Annotated in this window: 13 protein-coding genes and 3 tRNA genes; 12 read left to right on the top strand and 4 right to left on the bottom strand. The window is 56.3% G+C overall.

From position 1 onward, the window contains the following. Positions 1 to 22: 22 nt before the first annotated feature. The 3 genes from mscM to rsgA all read right to left on the bottom strand — a co-directional run bounded on the left by mscM (position 23) and on the right by rsgA (position 5484). Complete coding sequence (gene mscM / locus ACOTXL_RS16915; RefSeq protein ID WP_003855962.1) at positions 23 to 3346, bottom strand: miniconductance mechanosensitive channel MscM; 3324 nt, start codon at positions 3344 to 3346, stop codon at positions 23 to 25. A 19-nt stretch (positions 3347 to 3365) separates the two neighbouring features. Continuing rightward, a complete protein-coding gene (gene asd / locus ACOTXL_RS16910; protein WP_032645928.1) occupies positions 3366 to 4334 on the bottom strand; it encodes an archaetidylserine decarboxylase in 969 nt (322 codons plus the stop codon). A 97-nt stretch (positions 4335 to 4431) separates the two neighbouring features. Further along, positions 4432 to 5484: a small ribosomal subunit biogenesis GTPase RsgA gene (gene rsgA, locus ACOTXL_RS16905; protein ID WP_003855964.1), complete on the bottom strand. Its 1053-nt coding sequence runs from the start codon at positions 5482 to 5484 to the stop codon at positions 4432 to 4434. A gap of 107 nt (positions 5485 to 5591) precedes the next feature. Here rsgA and orn point away from each other — a divergent pair, with 107 nt between their 5' ends. The 4 genes from orn (at position 5592) to ACOTXL_RS16885 (ending at position 6651) form a co-directional block, all read left to right on the top strand. Next, on the top strand, positions 5592 to 6137 hold the full coding sequence (orn, locus tag ACOTXL_RS16900) for an oligoribonuclease (RefSeq protein ID WP_003855965.1): 546 nt from the start codon (positions 5592 to 5594) through the stop codon (positions 6135 to 6137). Between the two features lie 196 nt (positions 6138 to 6333). Beyond that, positions 6334 to 6409 (top strand) — tRNA-Gly (locus tag ACOTXL_RS16895). Positions 6410 to 6454: 45 nt separating this feature from the next. Continuing rightward, a tRNA-Gly gene (locus ACOTXL_RS16890) sits at positions 6455 to 6530 on the top strand. Positions 6531 to 6575: 45 nt separating this feature from the next. Continuing rightward, positions 6576 to 6651: transfer RNA gene (locus tag ACOTXL_RS16885), tRNA-Gly, on the top strand. A 270-nt stretch (positions 6652 to 6921) separates the two neighbouring features. Here the strand turns inward: ACOTXL_RS16885 and queG are convergent. Next, complete coding sequence (gene queG, locus ACOTXL_RS16880; RefSeq protein WP_003855966.1) at positions 6922 to 8061, bottom strand: tRNA epoxyqueuosine(34) reductase QueG; 1140 nt, start codon at positions 8059 to 8061, stop codon at positions 6922 to 6924. Here queG and nnr point away from each other — a divergent pair. The 8 genes from nnr to hflK all read left to right on the top strand — a co-directional run bounded on the left by nnr (position 8060) and on the right by hflK (position 17259). Then, on the top strand, positions 8060 to 9583 hold the full coding sequence (nnr, locus tag ACOTXL_RS16875; protein ID WP_045350656.1) for a bifunctional ADP-dependent NAD(P)H-hydrate dehydratase/NAD(P)H-hydrate epimerase: 1524 nt from the start codon (positions 8060 to 8062) through the stop codon (positions 9581 to 9583). The genes queG and nnr overlap by 2 nt on opposite strands. Continuing rightward, entirely contained in the window at positions 9576 to 10037 is a 462-nt protein-coding gene (tsaE, locus tag ACOTXL_RS16870; protein ID WP_003855970.1) for a tRNA (adenosine(37)-N6)-threonylcarbamoyltransferase complex ATPase subunit type 1 TsaE, read from the top strand. The genes nnr and tsaE overlap by 8 nt, the downstream gene beginning before the upstream one ends. A 16-nt stretch (positions 10038 to 10053) precedes the next feature. Then, positions 10054 to 11394 (top strand): N-acetylmuramoyl-L-alanine amidase AmiB, encoded by a 1341-nt coding sequence (gene amiB, locus ACOTXL_RS16865; RefSeq protein WP_045350657.1) that lies wholly within the window; start codon positions 10054 to 10056, stop codon positions 11392 to 11394. 9 nt (positions 11395 to 11403) lie between these two features. Beyond that, positions 11404 to 13248 (top strand): DNA mismatch repair endonuclease MutL, encoded by a 1845-nt coding sequence (gene mutL, locus ACOTXL_RS16860; RefSeq protein ID WP_003855987.1) that lies wholly within the window; start codon positions 11404 to 11406, stop codon positions 13246 to 13248. Continuing rightward, on the top strand, positions 13241 to 14191 hold the full coding sequence (miaA, locus tag ACOTXL_RS16855) for a tRNA (adenosine(37)-N6)-dimethylallyltransferase MiaA (RefSeq protein ID WP_003855989.1): 951 nt from the start codon (positions 13241 to 13243) through the stop codon (positions 14189 to 14191). Before mutL ends, miaA begins: the two co-directional genes overlap by 8 nt. A gap of 85 nt (positions 14192 to 14276) precedes the next feature. Beyond that, the gene (gene hfq / locus ACOTXL_RS16850; protein WP_003855990.1) at positions 14277 to 14588 is read left to right on the top strand and encodes an RNA chaperone Hfq; all 312 of its coding nucleotides are present in this window, start codon (positions 14277 to 14279) and stop codon (positions 14586 to 14588) included. 74 nt (positions 14589 to 14662) lie between these two features. Next, entirely contained in the window at positions 14663 to 15943 is a 1281-nt protein-coding gene (hflX, locus tag ACOTXL_RS16845; protein ID WP_003855991.1) for a ribosome rescue GTPase HflX, read from the top strand. Between the two features lie 56 nt (positions 15944 to 15999). Then, a complete protein-coding gene (gene hflK, locus ACOTXL_RS16840) occupies positions 16000 to 17259 on the top strand; it encodes an FtsH protease activity modulator HflK (RefSeq protein ID WP_003855992.1) in 1260 nt (419 codons plus the stop codon). Positions 17260 to 17261: the final 2 nt, after the last annotated feature.

Genomic DNA, 17261 nt, shown 5'->3' with positions numbered 1-17261 from the left:
CCCGATGGGGAGGGGGAAAGGATTACAAACTTCCCGCCGGGCGCGTACGCGCCGCTGACGTCAACGTTCTTCCCGTCTTACGTCCGTCCAGCGTTTCCAGACGCATCTGGAACGGTGGGAACGGCATATCAATTCCGTGCTCGCGGAAGCCAGCCAGAATCAGCTGGTGGATCTCATGGCGCAGCGGCATACGGTGTCCCATCTCGGCGGCGTAGATACGCAGCTCGAAAATCTGGATCCCCTGCTGCAAATCAACCAGGAAGACTTCCGGCGGTGGGTTGTCGATTACCAGCGAACAGCGTTCAGCAGCCGTATACAGGATCTGCGTCACCTCTTCGCTGTTGGCATCCGACGGAGCGGGTACGGTCAGCACCACACGCGTGACGGAGTCGGACAGCGACCAGTTGATAAACTGCTCGGTGATAAATGCCTTGTTCGGGACGATGATCTCTTTACGGTCCCAGTCGCTGATGGTGGTGGCACGGGTGTTGATCCTGGTGACGCTGCCGGTGAGATCGCGGATGGTCACCGTATCACCAATTCGAATCGGCTTTTCAAACAGAATGATCAGACCAGAAACGAAGTTGGCAAAAATCTCCTGTAAACCAAAGCCCAGGCCTACGGTCAGGGCGGCAACCAGCCATTGCAGTTTTGACCATTCGATACCAATCATCGAGAAGCCGACCAGCCCACCAAACAGCATGATTAAATACTTGGTGATGGTGGTGATGGCATAGCCTGTGCCTGGGGTTAAATCCAGATGCTGCAACAGCGCCAGCTCCAGCAAGGCAGGGAAGTTACGTATCAGCTGGGTGGTGATGATCAGCACCAGAATCGCAATCAGCACGGCCCCTAAGGTGATGGGCTCCAGGCTTTCGACTCCCTGCACCGTGGATGTCACATCCCATAAAGAGATGTTCTCCAGGAAGCCAAACGCGGAGTGGATTTCTGACCACAGGTAGATCACCGACAGCAGGGCAACCAGCATCAGAATTGAGCGTACCAGCCGCAGGGACTGGGTACTTATCGCATCCAGATCCAGTTCGACGTCATCAGCGTCTGTAGTCCCTTCGGTGCTGTTGACGTGGTTTGGCTCTTCCTCACCCCGCGCGCGCTGGGCCAGAATTTCTGCGCGACGATGTTTAGCACGGTCAAACGCCAGACGACGACGCTGGATCAGCATGCCGCGGCGGATAACATGGTAGACCACCAGCAGCAGGAACCAGATGGCCACCGACGTTTCCAGTCGGGCGAGCAGCGCCTGCGACGTGGCGAGATAACCGACCGCTGCCGCCAGCATCGCCGCCAGCGGCGCGCTGAGCAGCAGGTTCCACAGCAGACGGTTTAACATGTTATCGCCGCTGCCGGTCTTGTCGAGATAGAGCGGGATCCCGGCGCGTTTCAGGCTGAGCGTCACTACCGCTAACGCCCCGCAGATCAGCATAAAGCACAGCCGTCCCAGCGAGCCGGAGAACTCCCGGTCATTGAGATTATCGAACATGATCAACGCCATAATCAGCGGCACAATCAGCCCGATACTCATCAGGTAGTAACGCATCGCCCGCGCAACGCGATTACGCGGCCAGCCAAAGTGAGCGATGAACAGACCATTTGGCCGCGCAAACGTGGCGCAAATCATCACCACCCACAGCAGCGGGACGGTGGCGGTCACGCCATCGCCAATCGCGACGGCAAGCGGGTAGGGCCAGGCTTCACGCAGTCCGTATCCGAGCGTCATCCACAGCACCGGCAGCGGAGACGCGACCAGAATTGACCAGAACACCGTACGCAACGTCAGCCAGAAGTGATCCTGCGTTACTTTTCCCACTCGGGCGCTGGAGCGCTCAAGGAAACGGGTAAAGTGACGACGGGAATAAATACTGAAGCCCACCAGAATCAGCGCCCCCAGCAACGGGAAGATAGTTTCCTTACTGGTTATCATCATTACGCTGGCGAGGCCCAGCTGGCTAAAGGTGTCCAGCGAAATGAGGCGGCGCAGATCCTGCACGATCTCAATCGGCCAGGCGAAGGTCATCGGCCGCACGTCGGACGTCCAGAAAAGGTAACGGTGCGTGGCTTCGTTGACCTCTTTCAGCGCATCCTCCAGCTGGCTATTCGAGACTTTCAGCTTGGTCAGCTCAAGGATCAGCGTATCGCCCCCCTGCAACAGGGAATTGAGCAGTTCGCGTTGGGTGCGCAGCTGCGCTTCCAGAATACGACTTTGCTCGCCGGTGAGCGGCTGTCCGTCAGCCTGACGGATCTGGCGGATTTGCGGCTGCTTGTTGAGGAGATCTTCATAATGAAGACGCTGAACACGCAGCTGCGCCATCTCCGTATCAAGCTGCTGTGGTTTTGGCATCTCTGGCAGACGGGCCACCTGCGCGCGTAACGCTTCGCCCAACAGGTTAGACGAGCCAAGCCACTGGGACTGTTCACGCAGCGTGTTGAGTGCCTGACGAACCTGAAGGGTTTGATTGGTAGCCTGACGCTGCTGCGAGGCCACCAAATCCATGCGCTGCGCCTGCTGATTCAGCGCAGCAGAAAGCTCGCGGTTAACCTTAAACTGGGCGACGATGCTGTCGGGCAGGTTAGCGCTGTTTTCGGCCAGTAACTCTGTGCTTTCCAGAGCACGTTCAGCTTCACGCTGACGCTGGCTGTTGAGTTGATTTCTCAGCGCCTGGAGATACGCATCCAGCTGCTGGCTCTGCTTCTGCGCCAGCTCGGAACGCATCCGCGACAGCTCCTGGCGGTTGTTAGCGGAAAGCTGCGCCAGCTCCAGTTCATCAACCAGGGCTTTTAGTCTGGCGGATTCCGCCTGCAACCCAAGATTTTGCGCCTGATTCTGCGGTGTGCTGCCTGTCTGCGTCCCGATGCGGCGTTCCACCTCATTTAACTGACGGCGGGCATCGGTTTGCTGCTGTGGAAGCTGACTGAGGGAATCGGCAATTTCACGCGCCCGTTCCTGCTCCTGCTGCGCCAGACGGCTTTTTTCCAGCAGCTGGCTGCTGACTTGCAGGATCTCCTGATTCAGCGCCTCGGACGTCATCCCCGCGGGGACCTGGCGTGGTTCATCGCGCAGGTTGTTTAGCTGCGAGCGCAGGGTCTGAGAGAGTTTGGGGAAATTGTCGATAACCTGTTGATACTGCTGCGCGCGCTCAAGGGAACCCTTTCGTTCCTCAAGCGCGTTCAGTGCAGACTGGAGTGACTCAACGGTCTCCGGCTGAGCGGGTTTTGCCGCTTTTGCCTGCTCCAGCTCCTGGGTTATCTGTTTGGCGTCGGGGGCCGTCGCTGCGTACGCCCCCATGCTGAGGCACCAGGCCATCAGTAATACGATAATCGGGCGCACGTCAGCGATCCTTCTGTTGTTAGCCTTCGTCTTTTTTGTCGTCAACCAGCGGGCTGGCGTCGTGCTCGGCTTTGATCTCATCTTCCGGCAACGGGGCTGGCGCAACGTCTGGTGTTGCAAAGACCTCCGTCGATACTGCCAGAGGCTGGCCGAGTTTGGTCACGGACAGGCTTTCCAGCTCGTCGACCAGGTTAACTTTGCCCGGAGCGAACAGGTTGATGACCGTTGAGCCCAGCTTGAAGCGGCCCATTTCCTGACCTTTCAGCAGGGCCACAGAACCTTCTTCTTCGCCGGCAGGCCAGGTCCAGCGCTTGATCACGCCTTCGCGTGGCGGAGTAATGGTGCCCGCCCAGACGGTTTCGATGCTGCCTACAATGGTAGCACCCACCAGAATCTGCGCCATTGGGCCAAATTCAGTATCAAACAGGCAGATGACGCGCTCGTTACGGGCAAACAGGTTAGGAACGTTTTGCGCCGTCAGGTGATTGACGGAGAACAGATCCCCCGGCACGTAGATCATCTCGCGCAGAATACCGTTACACGGCATATGCACGCGGTGGTAATCGCGCGGGGAGAGATAGGTGGTCGCGAAAGTCCCGTTACGGAACAGATCGGCCATTATGTAGTTACCGGCCAGCAGCGCTTCCAGGCTGTAGTTATGGCCTTTCGCCTGCAAAATTTTGTCGTCTTCAATTTTACCCAGCTGGCTGATCACGCCGTCCGCTGGCATCACCAGCACGTTCGGGTCGGTATTCAGCGGGCGCACTTCATCGCGCAGCGGACGCACAAAAAATTCGTTGAAGGTACGATAGCTTGCCGTATCCGGCTTCTGCGCTTCTTTCATGTCGACCTTGTAGTATTTCACGAACAGGTCGATGACCAGTTTGGTCAGCCAGCCCGCTCGTTTGCTCGCGCCCCAGCCCGCCAGGCGAGTGAGCCACAGTTTCGGCAGAATGTATTGAAGCGAAAGTTTAAATGAGTTTAACAAGGTAGCCTCCAGGCCATTGTTTTGTCGTTCCTGATCCGGCATTACGCTGCCGGAACCTGAAAAAAGGGGACGATTTTAGCGACGCTTAGCTTAGTTGTCAGTTATCAGAATCAGAAAAGTTTTTACGCGTTTTTACCTGGTCCATGCTTTCGAGAATACGGTGGTAATTTTCGAAACGGGTTTCCGCAATTTCTCCGTTCTCTACCGCTTCGCGGATGGCGCAGCCCGGATCGTTGTCATGTTTACAGTCGCGGTATTTGCAAGCGCCTAAATAGTCATGGAATTCGACAAATCCGTTAAAGATTTGTTCCGGCTCGAGATGCCAGAGACCAAATTCACGCACGCCCGGGGAGTCAATCACATCGCCGCCGTGCGGGAAGTGATAGAGACGTGAGGCGGTGGTGGTGTGCTGGCCCAGCCCGGAGACGTCCGACACATCGTTGGTCAGGATCTCCTGCTGAAGGCCGAGCAAATTGTTAAGCAGACTGGATTTACCCACGCCGGACTGCCCAGCAAAGATGCTGATGCGGTCGGTTAGCGCATCTTCCAGCGGCTTCAGGCCGTCTTTGGTGCGGCTGGACACCATCAACACGCGATAGCCAATGTTGCGGTAAATATCCATCTGCTCATTGACAAAGGCCATGGCCTCGTCATCCAGCAGATCGATTTTATTCAGCACGATAAGCGGCTCAACCTGTAGCGTTTCGCAGGCCACCAGATAACGGTCAATAATGTTGAGTGAAAGCTCAGGCAAAATCGCCGAAACGATCACGATCTGGTTAATGTTGGCGGCAATGGGCTTCACGCCGTCGTAGAAATCCGGACGGGTCAGAACCGACGTGCGTTCATGCACGGCTTCAACGATGCCTTTAACCGTTACCCCTTCCGCCGCCTCCTTGCCCGGACGCCAGACCACGCGGTCACCGGTCACCAGGGAACGGATGGTGCGACGGATATTGCAACGGTGGATATCCCCGTCGGCAGATTCGACATCGGCGTGCATGCCGAAGCGGCTAATCACAACGCCTTCTGTCGCTTCGCCAAACAGGTTGTCGTCGTAATCGGGCTTCTCCGTAGTGGTTTTAAGACGGCGCTGGTGATTTGCATTCACGCGGCGCTGCTGCCCTTTGGAGAGTTTATTTTTACTCAATCGCGCTGGCTCCTGGTCGCCCGTAGCGGGCAAAACCTCTATGATACACTCTAATTAATACTAGTTAACCTGCTACTGCCGGTTATGCGAGAAGGGTGGAAAATAACATGAGCGCGGACGAAAACAACCTGATTTGGATCGATCTGGAGATGACCGGCCTTGATCCCGAGCGCGATCGCATTATTGAGATCGCCACACTGGTCACCGATGCCAACCTCAATATTCTGGCGGAAGGCCCAACGATTGCCGTGCACCAGTCCGATGACCAGCTTGCGCTGATGGATGAGTGGAACGTGCGTACCCATACCGGCAGCGGGCTGGTGGAACGCGTGAAGGCCAGCACCCTGGGCGACCGCGAAGCGGAGCTGGCGACGCTTGAATTTCTGAAGCAGTGGGTGCCGGCAGGAAAATCGCCTATCTGTGGCAACAGCATTGGTCAGGATCGTCGTTTCCTGTTTAAGTACATGCCGGAGCTGGAGTCCTACTTCCACTACCGCTATCTGGATGTGAGCACCCTGAAAGAGCTGGCCCGCCGCTGGAAACCGGAAATTCTCGACGGCTTCACAAAGCAGGGGACGCACCAGGCGATGGATGACATCCGTGAGTCTGTTGCGGAGCTGGCGTACTATCGCGAAAACTTTATTAAGCTCTGATTTTGCGATCCGGCGCCTTGCGTGGCCGGGTTTTTGTCGCTAAATTGTTCAGCTTGCCGATTAAATAAGCACTTGAACTGAATTTCAAAAAAATCGCTTTGAGGGGGGTTGCAGCTAAACGGATTTCTCGTATAATGCGCCTCCCGTAACGACAGAGAATTACACGTTACGACAGCAACAAAAGCAGTACAGATTTGCGGGAATAGCTCAGTTGGTAGAGCACGACCTTGCCAAGGTCGGGGTCGCGAGTTCGAGTCTCGTTTCCCGCTCCAAAATTTGAAAAGTATCGCAAGATACGCCAGCACCAGAACACCCAAGCGGGAATAGCTCAGTTGGTAGAGCACGACCTTGCCAAGGTCGGGGTCGCGAGTTCGAGTCTCGTTTCCCGCTCCAAAATTTGAAAGTATCGCAAGATACGCATAGCACCAGAACACCCAAGCGGGAATAGCTCAGTTGGTAGAGCACGACCTTGCCAAGGTCGGGGTCGCGAGTTCGAGTCTCGTTTCCCGCTCCAAATTCTTCTTCATCTCCAGATTATCCACAGCGAAGTGCTTCGTTGGGGACGTTTTCTATTATGTCTGAAATACTCTTGTGAACAGAGTTATCCACAGAAACCGTGATAAAACCAGTCTCTACGAAATGTTAGCAGGGTGAATAATATCTTCGTAATTAACTGTAATTTATGAAGAAAATTTGATTTCAAAATGTTATTGAGATCACTTGACCTGTTTGCCAGAGCTGATGGCGCCTGAATTCTTATTTTTATTCACAGCCTGTGAATATATCACACATCCCGCGGCAGTCCTTTTTCAATCACCCTGACCAGGCGCTGTTTCTTCGGTAACTGCACTTCAACCACGCCTGCATTTCGCTTCTCAATTTGCTGCGCAATCGCCCATTCTATGTGCTCATCAAGAAGTGGGTGCTCACCTCTACGGCTTTCGAGCGCCTGAAGATTTGCTTCATCCCACGGGGCATTCCCCAGCGCAACGGCCACATTACGCAGCCAGCGCAGGTGGCCGATACGACGTATGGCGGAACCCTCCGTCACCTTCAGGAACCAGGCTTCGCTCCAGGCGAACAGTTCGATCAACTGCGGGGCATGTAACGCCTTGCGCGGACTGAAGTCTTCTTCGTCCGTCAACTGTGAATAACGGTTCCACGGACAAATCAGCTGACAGTCATCACAGCCGTAGATGCGGTTGCCAATAAGCGGACGAAACTCCTCTGGAATAGCGCCTTCCAGCTCGATAGTGAGATAAGAGATACAGCGGCGCGCATCAACGGTATACGGTTCGACAATCGCGCCCGTCGGGCAGATGGTCATACAGGCCACACAGCGGCCACAACCTTCTTCCACCGGACTGTCTACCGGCAGAGGTAAATCAATCAGTAGTTCACCCAGGAAAAAGAATGAGCCCGCGTCGCGGCTTAAGATAAGTGAGTGCTTACCTGTCCAGCCGAGCCCGGCTTTTTCGGCGATCGGGCGCTCAAGAATAGGCGCAGAATCGACAAAGGGTCTAAAATTCAGCGAAACACAGTGCTGCTGAATGGTTTCCCCGAGCTTTTTTAGACGGTTGCGTAGAAGTTTATGGTAATCACGCCCCAGCGCGTATCGGCTGACGTAACCCAGCGAAGGATTTTTTAGCGTGCGCGCAAAGGCCGCGTTAGCAGGCAGATAGTTCATGCGTACGCTAATAACGCGCAGCGTACCCGGCAACAGCTCGTGGGGGCGGGCACGCATCATACCGTGACGCGCCATCCACTCCATCTCGCCGTGGTATTGTTTATCCAGCCATGCCTGGAGCTTAGGCTCACTGGCAGAGAGGTCGGTGTCAGTAATACCGACCTTCTGGAAGCCCAGTTCAGCACCCCACTGTTTTATTTTTTGCGCTAATTCATTGAGATCGAGGGGCTGTGACATGACGGACCATACTGTGAAGAAAAACCTCGCAAGTATACCACATTCCATCTGGCATGCGGATGACCTCCGTCGGGCCGAGAAAGAGGCCGCAGATAGCCTCGGCATTACCCTTTACGAACTGATGCAGCGCGCGGGCGAGGCGGCGTTTAACGTGGCGCGCACGGCTTATCCGGATGCCTCGCACTATCTGATCCTGTGCGGGCACGGCAATAACGGTGGCGATGGCTATGTGGTGGCTCGTCTTGCGGTGGCGGCGGGGCTGCGCGTCACCCTGATGGCGCTGGAGAGCGACAAGCCGCTACCGGAAGAGGCTGGCATGGCGAGAGAGGCCTGGCTGAATGCGGGGGGCATTATTCATGCGCCTGATATTATCTGGCCCGAGGATGTCGACGTGATTGTTGATGGTCTGCTGGGGACGGGACTGATGCGCGCGCCTCGCGATGACGTCGCCGCGCTGATTACGCGCGCTAATGCGCACCCCGCCCCGGTGGTAGCGCTGGATATTCCCTCCGGCCTGATGGCGCAAACCGGCGCGACGCCGGGCGTGTCGATTGAGGCGGCGCACACCGTGACCTTTATCGCCCTGAAGCCGGGGCTGCTTACCGGGAAAGCGCGGGATGTCGTGGGCACGTTACACCACAACGCCCTGGGGCTGGAAAACTGGCTGATCGGACAGGATACCCACATCACCCGCTTTGATGCCTCCCAGCTTGCACAGTGGCTACCGCCGCGTCGTCCCACCTCCCATAAGGGTGACCATGGCCGACTGCTGATTATTGGTGGCGATCATGGCACGGCAGGTGCGATTCGAATGACCGGAGAGGCCGCGTTGCGCAGCGGCGGCGGATTAATACGCGTGCTGACCCGCAGCGAAAACAATCCGCCCATTATTACCGCGCGGCCGGAGCTGATGGTCCACGAGCTTACCCCGCAGGCGATTGAAAAGGGTCTTGAGTGGGCGGACGTGGTGGTCATTGGTCCGGGCCTGGGTCAGCAGGAGTGGGGTAAACAGGCCCTGCAAAAGGCCGAGAATTTTCGTAAACCGATGCTCTGGGATGCCGACGCGCTTAACCTTCTGGCAATAAACCCGGATAAGCGTCACAATCGCATTCTGACGCCGCACCCCGGCGAAGCCGCACGGCTGCTTAACTGTAGCGTGGCAGAAATTGAAAGCGATCGCTTACTTTCAGCCCAACGTCTGGTAAAACGTTACGGAGGTGTTGCCGTTTTGAAAGGGGCGGGAACCGTTATCGCCAGCGATGATGCGATGGGCATCGTTGATGCCGGTAATGCAGGCATGGCGAGCGGCGGCATGGGCGATGTACTCTCTGGCATCATTGGCGCATTGCTCGGACAGAAACTTCCCCTTTATGATGCAGCCTGTGCGGGCTGCGTGGCCCACGGTACGGCGGCTGACAGGCTGGCTGCTCGTTACGGAACGCGCGGTATGCTGGCCACCGATCTTTTTTGCACGCTGCGGCGTGTTGTTAACCCGGATGTGATTGACGTAGAAAATGACTAATCGAGCGATTCCTTTACCTGATGAACAAGCCACTTTAGATCTCGGCAAGCGCGTGGCGCAGGCCTGTCAGGGGGCGACCGTCATTTATCTGTATGGTGATTTAGGCGCGGGTAAAACAACCTTCAGCCGTGGCTTTTTGCAGGCGTTAGGCCATAACGGGAACGTAAAAAGCCCGACCTACACGCTGGTGGAACCGTACACGCTTGAAAATATCATGGTGTACCACTTTGATTTATATCGTCTTGCGGACCCGGAGGAGCTGGAATTTATGGGGATCCGCGATTACTTTGCCAACGACGCCATCTGCCTGGTGGAGTGGCCGCAACAAGGTGCGGGTGTGCTGCCTGACCCGGATGTCGAAATTCACTTAGATTACCAGGCACAAGGGCGTGAGGCACGCATCAGTGCGGTTTCCTCATCAGGCTGTTCCTTACTGGCGCGTTTAGCCGGTTGAGCGTAGGGATAACGGGATGATTAATCGCGTTAAAGGTTGGGTGCTGGCTGCCACGGTCCTGCTGTGCGCGCAGGTCGGGGCGGCCAGCCTCTCGGATATTCAGGTGTCGAATGGCGATAGCCAGGCCCGCATTACGTTCAGCTTTATGGGCGATCCTGAATATGCTTTCTCACAAATCGACAGCCGCAGCGTGGCGCTCGATATTAAACAGACCGGGGTGATCCAGGGGCTGCCGCTCCAGTTCAGCGGCAACAATCTGCTGAAAAGCATCCGTTCGGGAACGCCGAAGGATACGCAGTCTCTGCGTCTGGTGGTCGATCTCACCGAAAAGGGCAAAACGAAGGCGGTTAAGCAGCAAAACGGCGCCAATTATACGGTGGTCTTTACCATTAATGCTGATGTTCCGCCGCCGCCACCGCCTGCACCTGTTGTAGCAAAACGCGTGGAAGCGCCGGTTTATACCCCAAGGCCGTCTGAGCCAGCCCGTAATCCGTTTAAATCACAAAATGACCGACTTACCGCCGTGACCAGCAGCAACACGGTGACGCGTCCGGCGGTCAGCGCGCGGCGAACACCGGTCAGTGGCGACAAAGTGATTATCGCCATCGACGCCGGACACGGCGGGCAAGATCCTGGCGCGATTGGCCCGGGCGGCACGCGGGAGAAAAACGTCACTATCGCCATTGCCCGTAAGCTGCGTGCGCTTCTGAATGACGATCCGATGTTTAAAGGGGTCATGACCCGCGACGGAGATTACTTTATTTCAGTGATGGGACGCTCGGATGTGGCGCGTAAGCAAAACGCCAACTTCCTGGTGTCGATTCACGCGGATGCTGCGCCGAACCGTAACGCCACCGGCGCGTCGGTATGGGTGCTGTCGAACCGTCGAGCCAACAGTGAAATGGCGAACTGGCTTGAAGAGCACGAGAAGCAATCTGAACTGTTAGGCGGGGCAGGCGATGTGCTGGCAAACAGCCAGGCCGATCCGTATCTCAGCCAGGCGGTACTGGATTTACAGTTCGGTCATTCTCAGCGCGTCGGGTATGATGTCGCCACTAACGTACTGAGCCAGCTGCAAAGCATTGGATCGCTGCATAAGCGTCGCCCGGAGCATGCAAGCCTTGGTGTCCTGCGTTCGCCGGATATCCCGTCGATTCTGGTAGAGACGGGCTTTATCAGTAACCATGGTGAAGAGCGTTTACTGGGAAGCGACAGCTATCAGCAGCAAATTGCCGAAGCGATTTATAACGGTCTGCGTAAATACTTTGACGCGCATCCGCTTCAGTCTGCGCCGCAGGGCGGGGCAGCCCAGACGGCAAGCGCCGCGCTGCCGGGTGAAATGACCGCGACTAATTAAGGAGAGTTCATGCCGATTCAGGTTCTACCGCCGCAGCTCGCGAACCAAATCGCCGCCGGTGAGGTGGTGGAACGCCCTGCGTCGGTGGTGAAGGAACTGGTGGAAAACAGCCTCGATGCAGGGGCGACCCGCATTGATATCGATATCGAACGCGGGGGCGCAAAGCTTATCCGCATTCGTGATAACGGCTGTGGCATCAAAAAGGACGAACTGGCGCTGGCGCTGGCGCGTCATGCCACCAGTAAAATTGCCTCACTTGACGATCTGGAAGCGATTATAAGCCTGGGTTTTCGCGGCGAAGCGCTGGCCAGTATCAGCTCCGTTTCCCGCTTAACGTTGACCTCCCGCACGGCCGACCAGCAGGAAGCCTGGCAGGCCTACGCCGAAGGGCGTGATATGGACGTCACGGTTAAACCTGCGGCGCACCCGGTAGGCACCACGCTTGAAGTGCTGGATCTCTTCTATAACACGCCCGCCCGGCGCAAGTTTATGCGAACCGAGAAGACCGAATTCGGACATATCGACGAGATCATCCGCCGCATCGCGCTGGCGCGCTTTGATGTCACGATCAACCTTAGCCATAACGGCAAAGTGATGCGCCAGTATCGCGCAGTGGCGGAAGGCGGGCAAAAAGAGCGTCGGCTGGGCGCTATCTGCGGCACACCGTTCCTGGAAAAAGCGCTGGCCATTGAGTGGCAGCATGGCGATCTGACCTTGCGTGGCTGGGTTGCCGATCCGAACGCCAGCAGCGCCGCTTTTGCTGAAATTCAGTATTGCTACGTCAACGGCCGCATGATGCGCGACCGCCTGATTAACCACGCTATTCGACAGGCCTGCGAAGATAAGCTCGGCGCCGATCAACAGCCCGCCTTTGTGCTTTATCTGGAGATCGACCCGCACCAGGTTGACGTTAACGTGCACCCCGCCAAGCACGAGGTGCGTTTCCACCAGTCGCGCCTGGTGCATGATTTCATCTACCAGGGCGTTGCCGCTGTATTGCAGCAGCAGGCAGAGCCAGAGTTGCCGCTGGCAAAAGAAGCGCCCGCGCCGCGCCCACTGCCGGAAAACCGCGTGGCGGCCGGGCGTAACCATTTTGCTGAACCGGCGGTAGCGCGCGAGCCGGCTGCTCCACGTTTATCCTCGGCGGGCAACGCGCCGCGACCAACCGGTGCCAACTATCCCAACGCTCAGCCGGGCTATCATAAACAGCAGGGGGCGCTGTACCGCAAGCTGCTGGATACCCCGTCCGTTGAGCATAAAGAGCACATCACGGTTTCACCCCCCTCTCTGGATGGACATAGCCAGAGTTTTGGTCGGGTATTAACCATTATTGCCCCCGACATGGCATTGCTTGAACGCGAAGGTAAACTCCTGTTGCTGGCGCTTTCCGTGGCGGAGCGCTGGCTCAAACAGGCGCAGTTAACTCCGGGGGTGAATGCCGCCTGCGCGCAGCCGCTGTTGATTCCTGTTCGCCTGAAAATAACCCCTGAAGAAACAGGGGTTTTGCGGCGCGTGCAGACGCAACTGGCCGAAATGGGGATTGAAATCGTACTGGACGCGCAGCATGTGACAATTCGCGCAGTGCCTTTACCCTTACGCCAACAAAATTTACAAAACTTGATTCCTGAACTGATAGGCTACCTGGCGCAGCAAACGACGTTTGATGCCGCCGATACCGCGCAGTGGATCGCCCGCCATCTGGCCAGCGAACATTCGCCGTGGAGTATGGCGCAGGCGATTACCGTTCTGGCGGAGGTGGAGCGCCTCTGTCCACAGCTGGTGAAAGCACCTCCAGGTGGCTTGTTACAACCTGTTGATTTACAAACGGCGATGACCGCCCTGAAACATGACTGATGTAAGTAAGGCGAGCCTGCCAAAGGCGATTTTTCTAATGGGGCCAACGGCCTCCGGCAAAACGGCGTTAGCCATTGAGTTACGTAAAGTTTTGCCAGTAGAGTTGATTAGCGTTGATTCAGCCCTCATCTACCGAGGGATGGACATCGGCACGGCGAAGCCCAACGCAGACGAACTGCGTGCGGCACCGCACCGTTTACTGGATATTCTCGACCCGGCACAGGCTTACTCCGCGGCAGATTTTCGCCGCGACGCCTTAGCCGAGATGGCCGAGATTACCGCCGCGGGACGCATACCGCTGTTAGTTGGCGGCACGATGCTCTACTTTAAGGCGCTGCTGGAGGGGTTATCGCCTCTGCCATCGGCCGATCCGGAAGTGAGAGCGAAGATTGAGCGGCAGGCGGCAGAGCAGGGGTGGGACGTTTTGCACAGGCAACTGGAAGAGATTGACCCGGTTGCCGCAGCGCGGATCCACCCAAACGATCCGCAAAGGCTTTCCCGGGCACTGGAAGTTTTTTTCATTTCGGGTAAAACTTTAACGGAACTGACGCAAACGTCAGGAGACGCTCTGCCGTATCAGGTGCATCAGTTCGCCATCGCCCCGGCGAGCCGTGAACTGCTCCATCAACGAATTGAGCAGCGTTTTCATCAGATGTTGGCTTCAGATTTTGAAGCAGAAGTGCGGGCGCTTTTTGCCCGTGGAGATTTGCATACGGACATGCCTTCCATTCGTTGTGTGGGGTACCGCCAGATGTGGTCGTATCTTGAAGGCGAGATTTCATACGATGAAATGGTTTATCGAGGTGTTTGCGCCACGAGACAGTTAGCGAAGCGCCAGATCACCTGGTTACGCGGTTGGAAGGGGGTTCACTGGTTAGACAGTGAAAAACCACAACAGGCGTTAAACGAAGTGATTGAGGTTATTGGTGATATCGCTGACTGAATGTGTACAATTAAGCCGTATCGTGCGCAATTTTTCAGAATCGCAAGGTTCTAAGTACAAAACAAGCATATAAGGAAAAGATAGAATGGCTAAGGGGCAATCTTTACAAGATCCGTTCCTGAACGCATTGCGTCGGGAGCGTGTTCCAGTTTCTATTTATTTGGTGAATGGTATTAAGCTGCAAGGTCAGATTGAGTCTTTCGATCAGTTCGTGATCCTGTTGAAAAACACGGTCAGCCAGATGGTCTATAAGCACGCGATTTCTACTGTTGTTCCGTCCCGTCCGGTATCTCATCACAGCAATAACGCTGGCGGCGGCACTGGCAGTAACTACCATCACGGCAGCAACGCGCAGGGTTCTTCAACACCAGCGCAGGACAGCGAAGAAACCGAATAAGGTTTTGGGCTGTTATCCACACGGGGAGCCAGGGATCCTGCGTTCCCCGCTGATCTTTTTAGAGAGGTTTACGCTTGTTTGACCGTTATGACGCCGGTGAGCAGGCGGTGCTGGTACACATCTATTTTTCGCAAGACAAAGATATGGAAGACCTCCAGGAGTTTGAATCTCTGGTCTCTTCCGCCGGTGTCGAAGCAATGCAGGTGATTACCGGTAGCCGTAAAGCGCCGCACCCGAAGTATTTTGTAGGTGAAGGTAAAGCAGTAGAAATTGCGGATGCCGTAAAAGCAACCGGCGCATCTGTTGTGCTGTTTGATCATGCGCTGTCTCCGGCTCAGGAACGTAACCTGGAAGCTCTCTGCGAATGCCGTGTTATCGATCGCACGGGGTTGATCTTAGATATTTTTGCTCAGCGTGCGCGTACCCACGAGGGTAAGTTGCAGGTTGAGCTGGCGCAGTTGCGCCATCTGGCGACGCGTCTGGTGCGTGGCTGGACACACCTTGAAAGACAAAAAGGCGGGATTGGTTTGCGCGGCCCGGGTGAAACCCAGCTCGAAACCGACCGCCGTTTACTGCGTGGGCGTATTACCCAGATCCTTTCACGTCTGGAACGTGTAGAGAAACAGCGCGAGCAGGGGCGTCGGGCGCGAACCAAAGCCGACATTCCTACGGTGTCGCTGGTGGGCTATACCAACGCCGGTAAATCCACCCTGTTTAACCAGATAACCGAAGCCCAGGTGTATGCCGCAGACCAGCTGTTTGCGACCCTGGACCCAACCCTGCGCCGTATTGATGTTGCAGACGTCGGTGAAACGGTGCTGGCGGATACCGTAGGGTTTATTCGCCATCTGCCGCACGATCTGGTCGCGGCGTTTAAAGCGACGTTGCAGGAGACGCGTCAGGCGACCCTGCTACTGCATGTGATTGATGCGGCTGACGTACGCGTGCAGGAGAACATCGACGCGGTGAACGTGGTGCTCGAAGAGATCGACGCCCACGAAATTCCTACCCTGTTGGTGATGAACAAGATCGATATGCTGGACGATTTTGAACCGCGTATTGACCGAGACGAAGAGAACAAACCGATTCGGGTCTGGCTGTCTGCTCAGGCCGGGATTGGTGTGCCACTGCTTTTCCAGGCTTTGACAGAACGTCTTTCCGGTGAGGTAGCTCAGCACACGCTGCGACTGCCGCCACAGGAAGGCAGGCTGCGCAGCCGGTTTTATCAGCTTCAGGCGATAGAAAAAGAGTGGATGGAGGATGACGGCAGCGTGGGGATGCAGGTGCGTATGCCGATCGTTGACTGGCGTCGCCTCTGTAAACAAGAACCTGCGCTGGCGGACTATATCGTCTGATCAGAAAGGGGAAGCCTGAAAAATTCGCCCTTGCATAACAAATATGGAGCATATACATGGCGTGGAATCAGCCCGGTAATAACGGACAAGACCGCGACCCGTGGGGAAGCAGCAATAATCAAGGCGGCAACTCTGGGGGAAATGGCAACAAAGGTGGTCGCGAGCAGGGGCCGCCGGATCTGGATGATATCTTCCGCAAACTGAGCAAAAAGCTTGGTGGCCTTGGCGGAGGAAAAGGTTCTGGCTCGGGTGGCAATTCCACTCAGAGTCCGCGCCCGCCAATGGGTGGCCGCGTGGTGGGCATTGTCGCCGCTGCGGTAGTAATCATCTGGGCAGCCAGCGGGTTCTACACCATTAAAGAAGCAGAACGCGGCGTGGTCACCCGTTTCGGTAAGTTCAGCCATCTGGTTGAACCGGGCCTGAACTGGAAGCCGACCTTCATTGATGACGTGACCGCGGTTAACGTGGAGTCCGTCCGTGAACTGGCCGCCTCTGGCGTGATGTTGACCTCTGACGAGAACGTGGTGCGCGTTGAGATGAACGTACAGTACCGCGTGACCGATCCGGAACGTTATCTGTTTAGCGTGACCAGCGCCGATGACAGCCTGCGTCAGGCGACCGACAGCGCCCTGCGTGGCGTGATCGGTAAATACACCATGGACCGTATCCTGACCGAAGGTCGTACCGTTATTCGTAGCGATACCCAGCGTGAGCTGGAAGAGACCATCCGTCCGTACAACATGGGTATCACCCTGCTGGACGTCAACTTCCAGGCTGCACGTCCGCCGGAAGAGGTGAAAGCCGCCTTTGACGATGCGATTGCCGCGCGTGAAAACGAACAGCAGTACATCCGTGAAGCGGAAGCGTACACCAACGAAGTTCAGCCGCGTGCAAACGGTCAGGCGCAGCGTATTCTGGAAGAAGCGCGTGCGTATAAGACCCAGACCATCCTGGAAGCACAGGGTGAAGTGGCTCGCTTCGCGAAGATCCTGCCGGAATATAAAGCCGCGCCGGAAATTACCCGTGAGCGTCTCTATATCGAGACCATGGAAAAAGTGCTGAGCCATACGCGTAAAGTGCTGGTTAACGACAACAAAGGCGGAAACCTGATGGTCCTGCCGCTGGATCAGATGCTGAAAGGCGGTTCTGCACCGGCAGCAAAAGACAACAGCGGTGCGAACAACCTGCTGCGTCTGCCACCGGCCTCGTCTGGCAGCGCCAGCGCGAACACAACGCCTTCTTCGAACGATGGTGACATTATGGACCAACGCCGTGCCAACGCGCAGCGTAACGACTACCAGCGTCAGGGGGAATAAGG

This window comes from Enterobacter cloacae complex sp. IR5402, assembly GCF_049238125.1.
Classification (GTDB): Bacteria; Pseudomonadota; Gammaproteobacteria; order Enterobacterales; family Enterobacteriaceae; genus Enterobacter; species Enterobacter hormaechei_C.
Note: the sequence above shows the minus strand (reverse complement) of the source record. Positions and strands in the feature narration are given on the sequence as shown.

Bases quoted from the DNA above. Each gene is read 5' to 3' on its own strand.
- amiB (WP_045350657.1), top strand. From the start codon at position 10,054: ATGATTAATCGCGTTAAAGGTTGGGTGCTGGCTGCCACGGTCCTGCTG.
- tsaE (WP_003855970.1), top strand. From the start codon at position 9,576: ATGACTAATCGAGCGATTCCTTTACCTGATGAACAAGCCACTTTAGAT.
- hfq (WP_003855990.1), top strand. From the start codon at position 14,277: ATGGCTAAGGGGCAATCTTTACAAGATCCGTTCCTGAACGCATTGCGT.
- mutL (WP_003855987.1), top strand. From the start codon at position 11,404: ATGCCGATTCAGGTTCTACCGCCGCAGCTCGCGAACCAAATCGCCGCC.
- orn (WP_003855965.1), top strand. From the start codon at position 5,592: ATGAGCGCGGACGAAAACAACCTGATTTGGATCGATCTGGAGATGACC.
- miaA (WP_003855989.1), top strand. From the start codon at position 13,241: ATGACTGATGTAAGTAAGGCGAGCCTGCCAAAGGCGATTTTTCTAATG.
- queG (WP_003855966.1), bottom strand. From the start codon at position 8,061: ATGTCACAGCCCCTCGATCTCAATGAATTAGCGCAAAAAATAAAACAG.
- hflK (WP_003855992.1), top strand. From the start codon at position 16,000: ATGGCGTGGAATCAGCCCGGTAATAACGGACAAGACCGCGACCCGTGG.
- nnr (WP_045350656.1), top strand. From the start codon at position 8,060: ATGACGGACCATACTGTGAAGAAAAACCTCGCAAGTATACCACATTCC.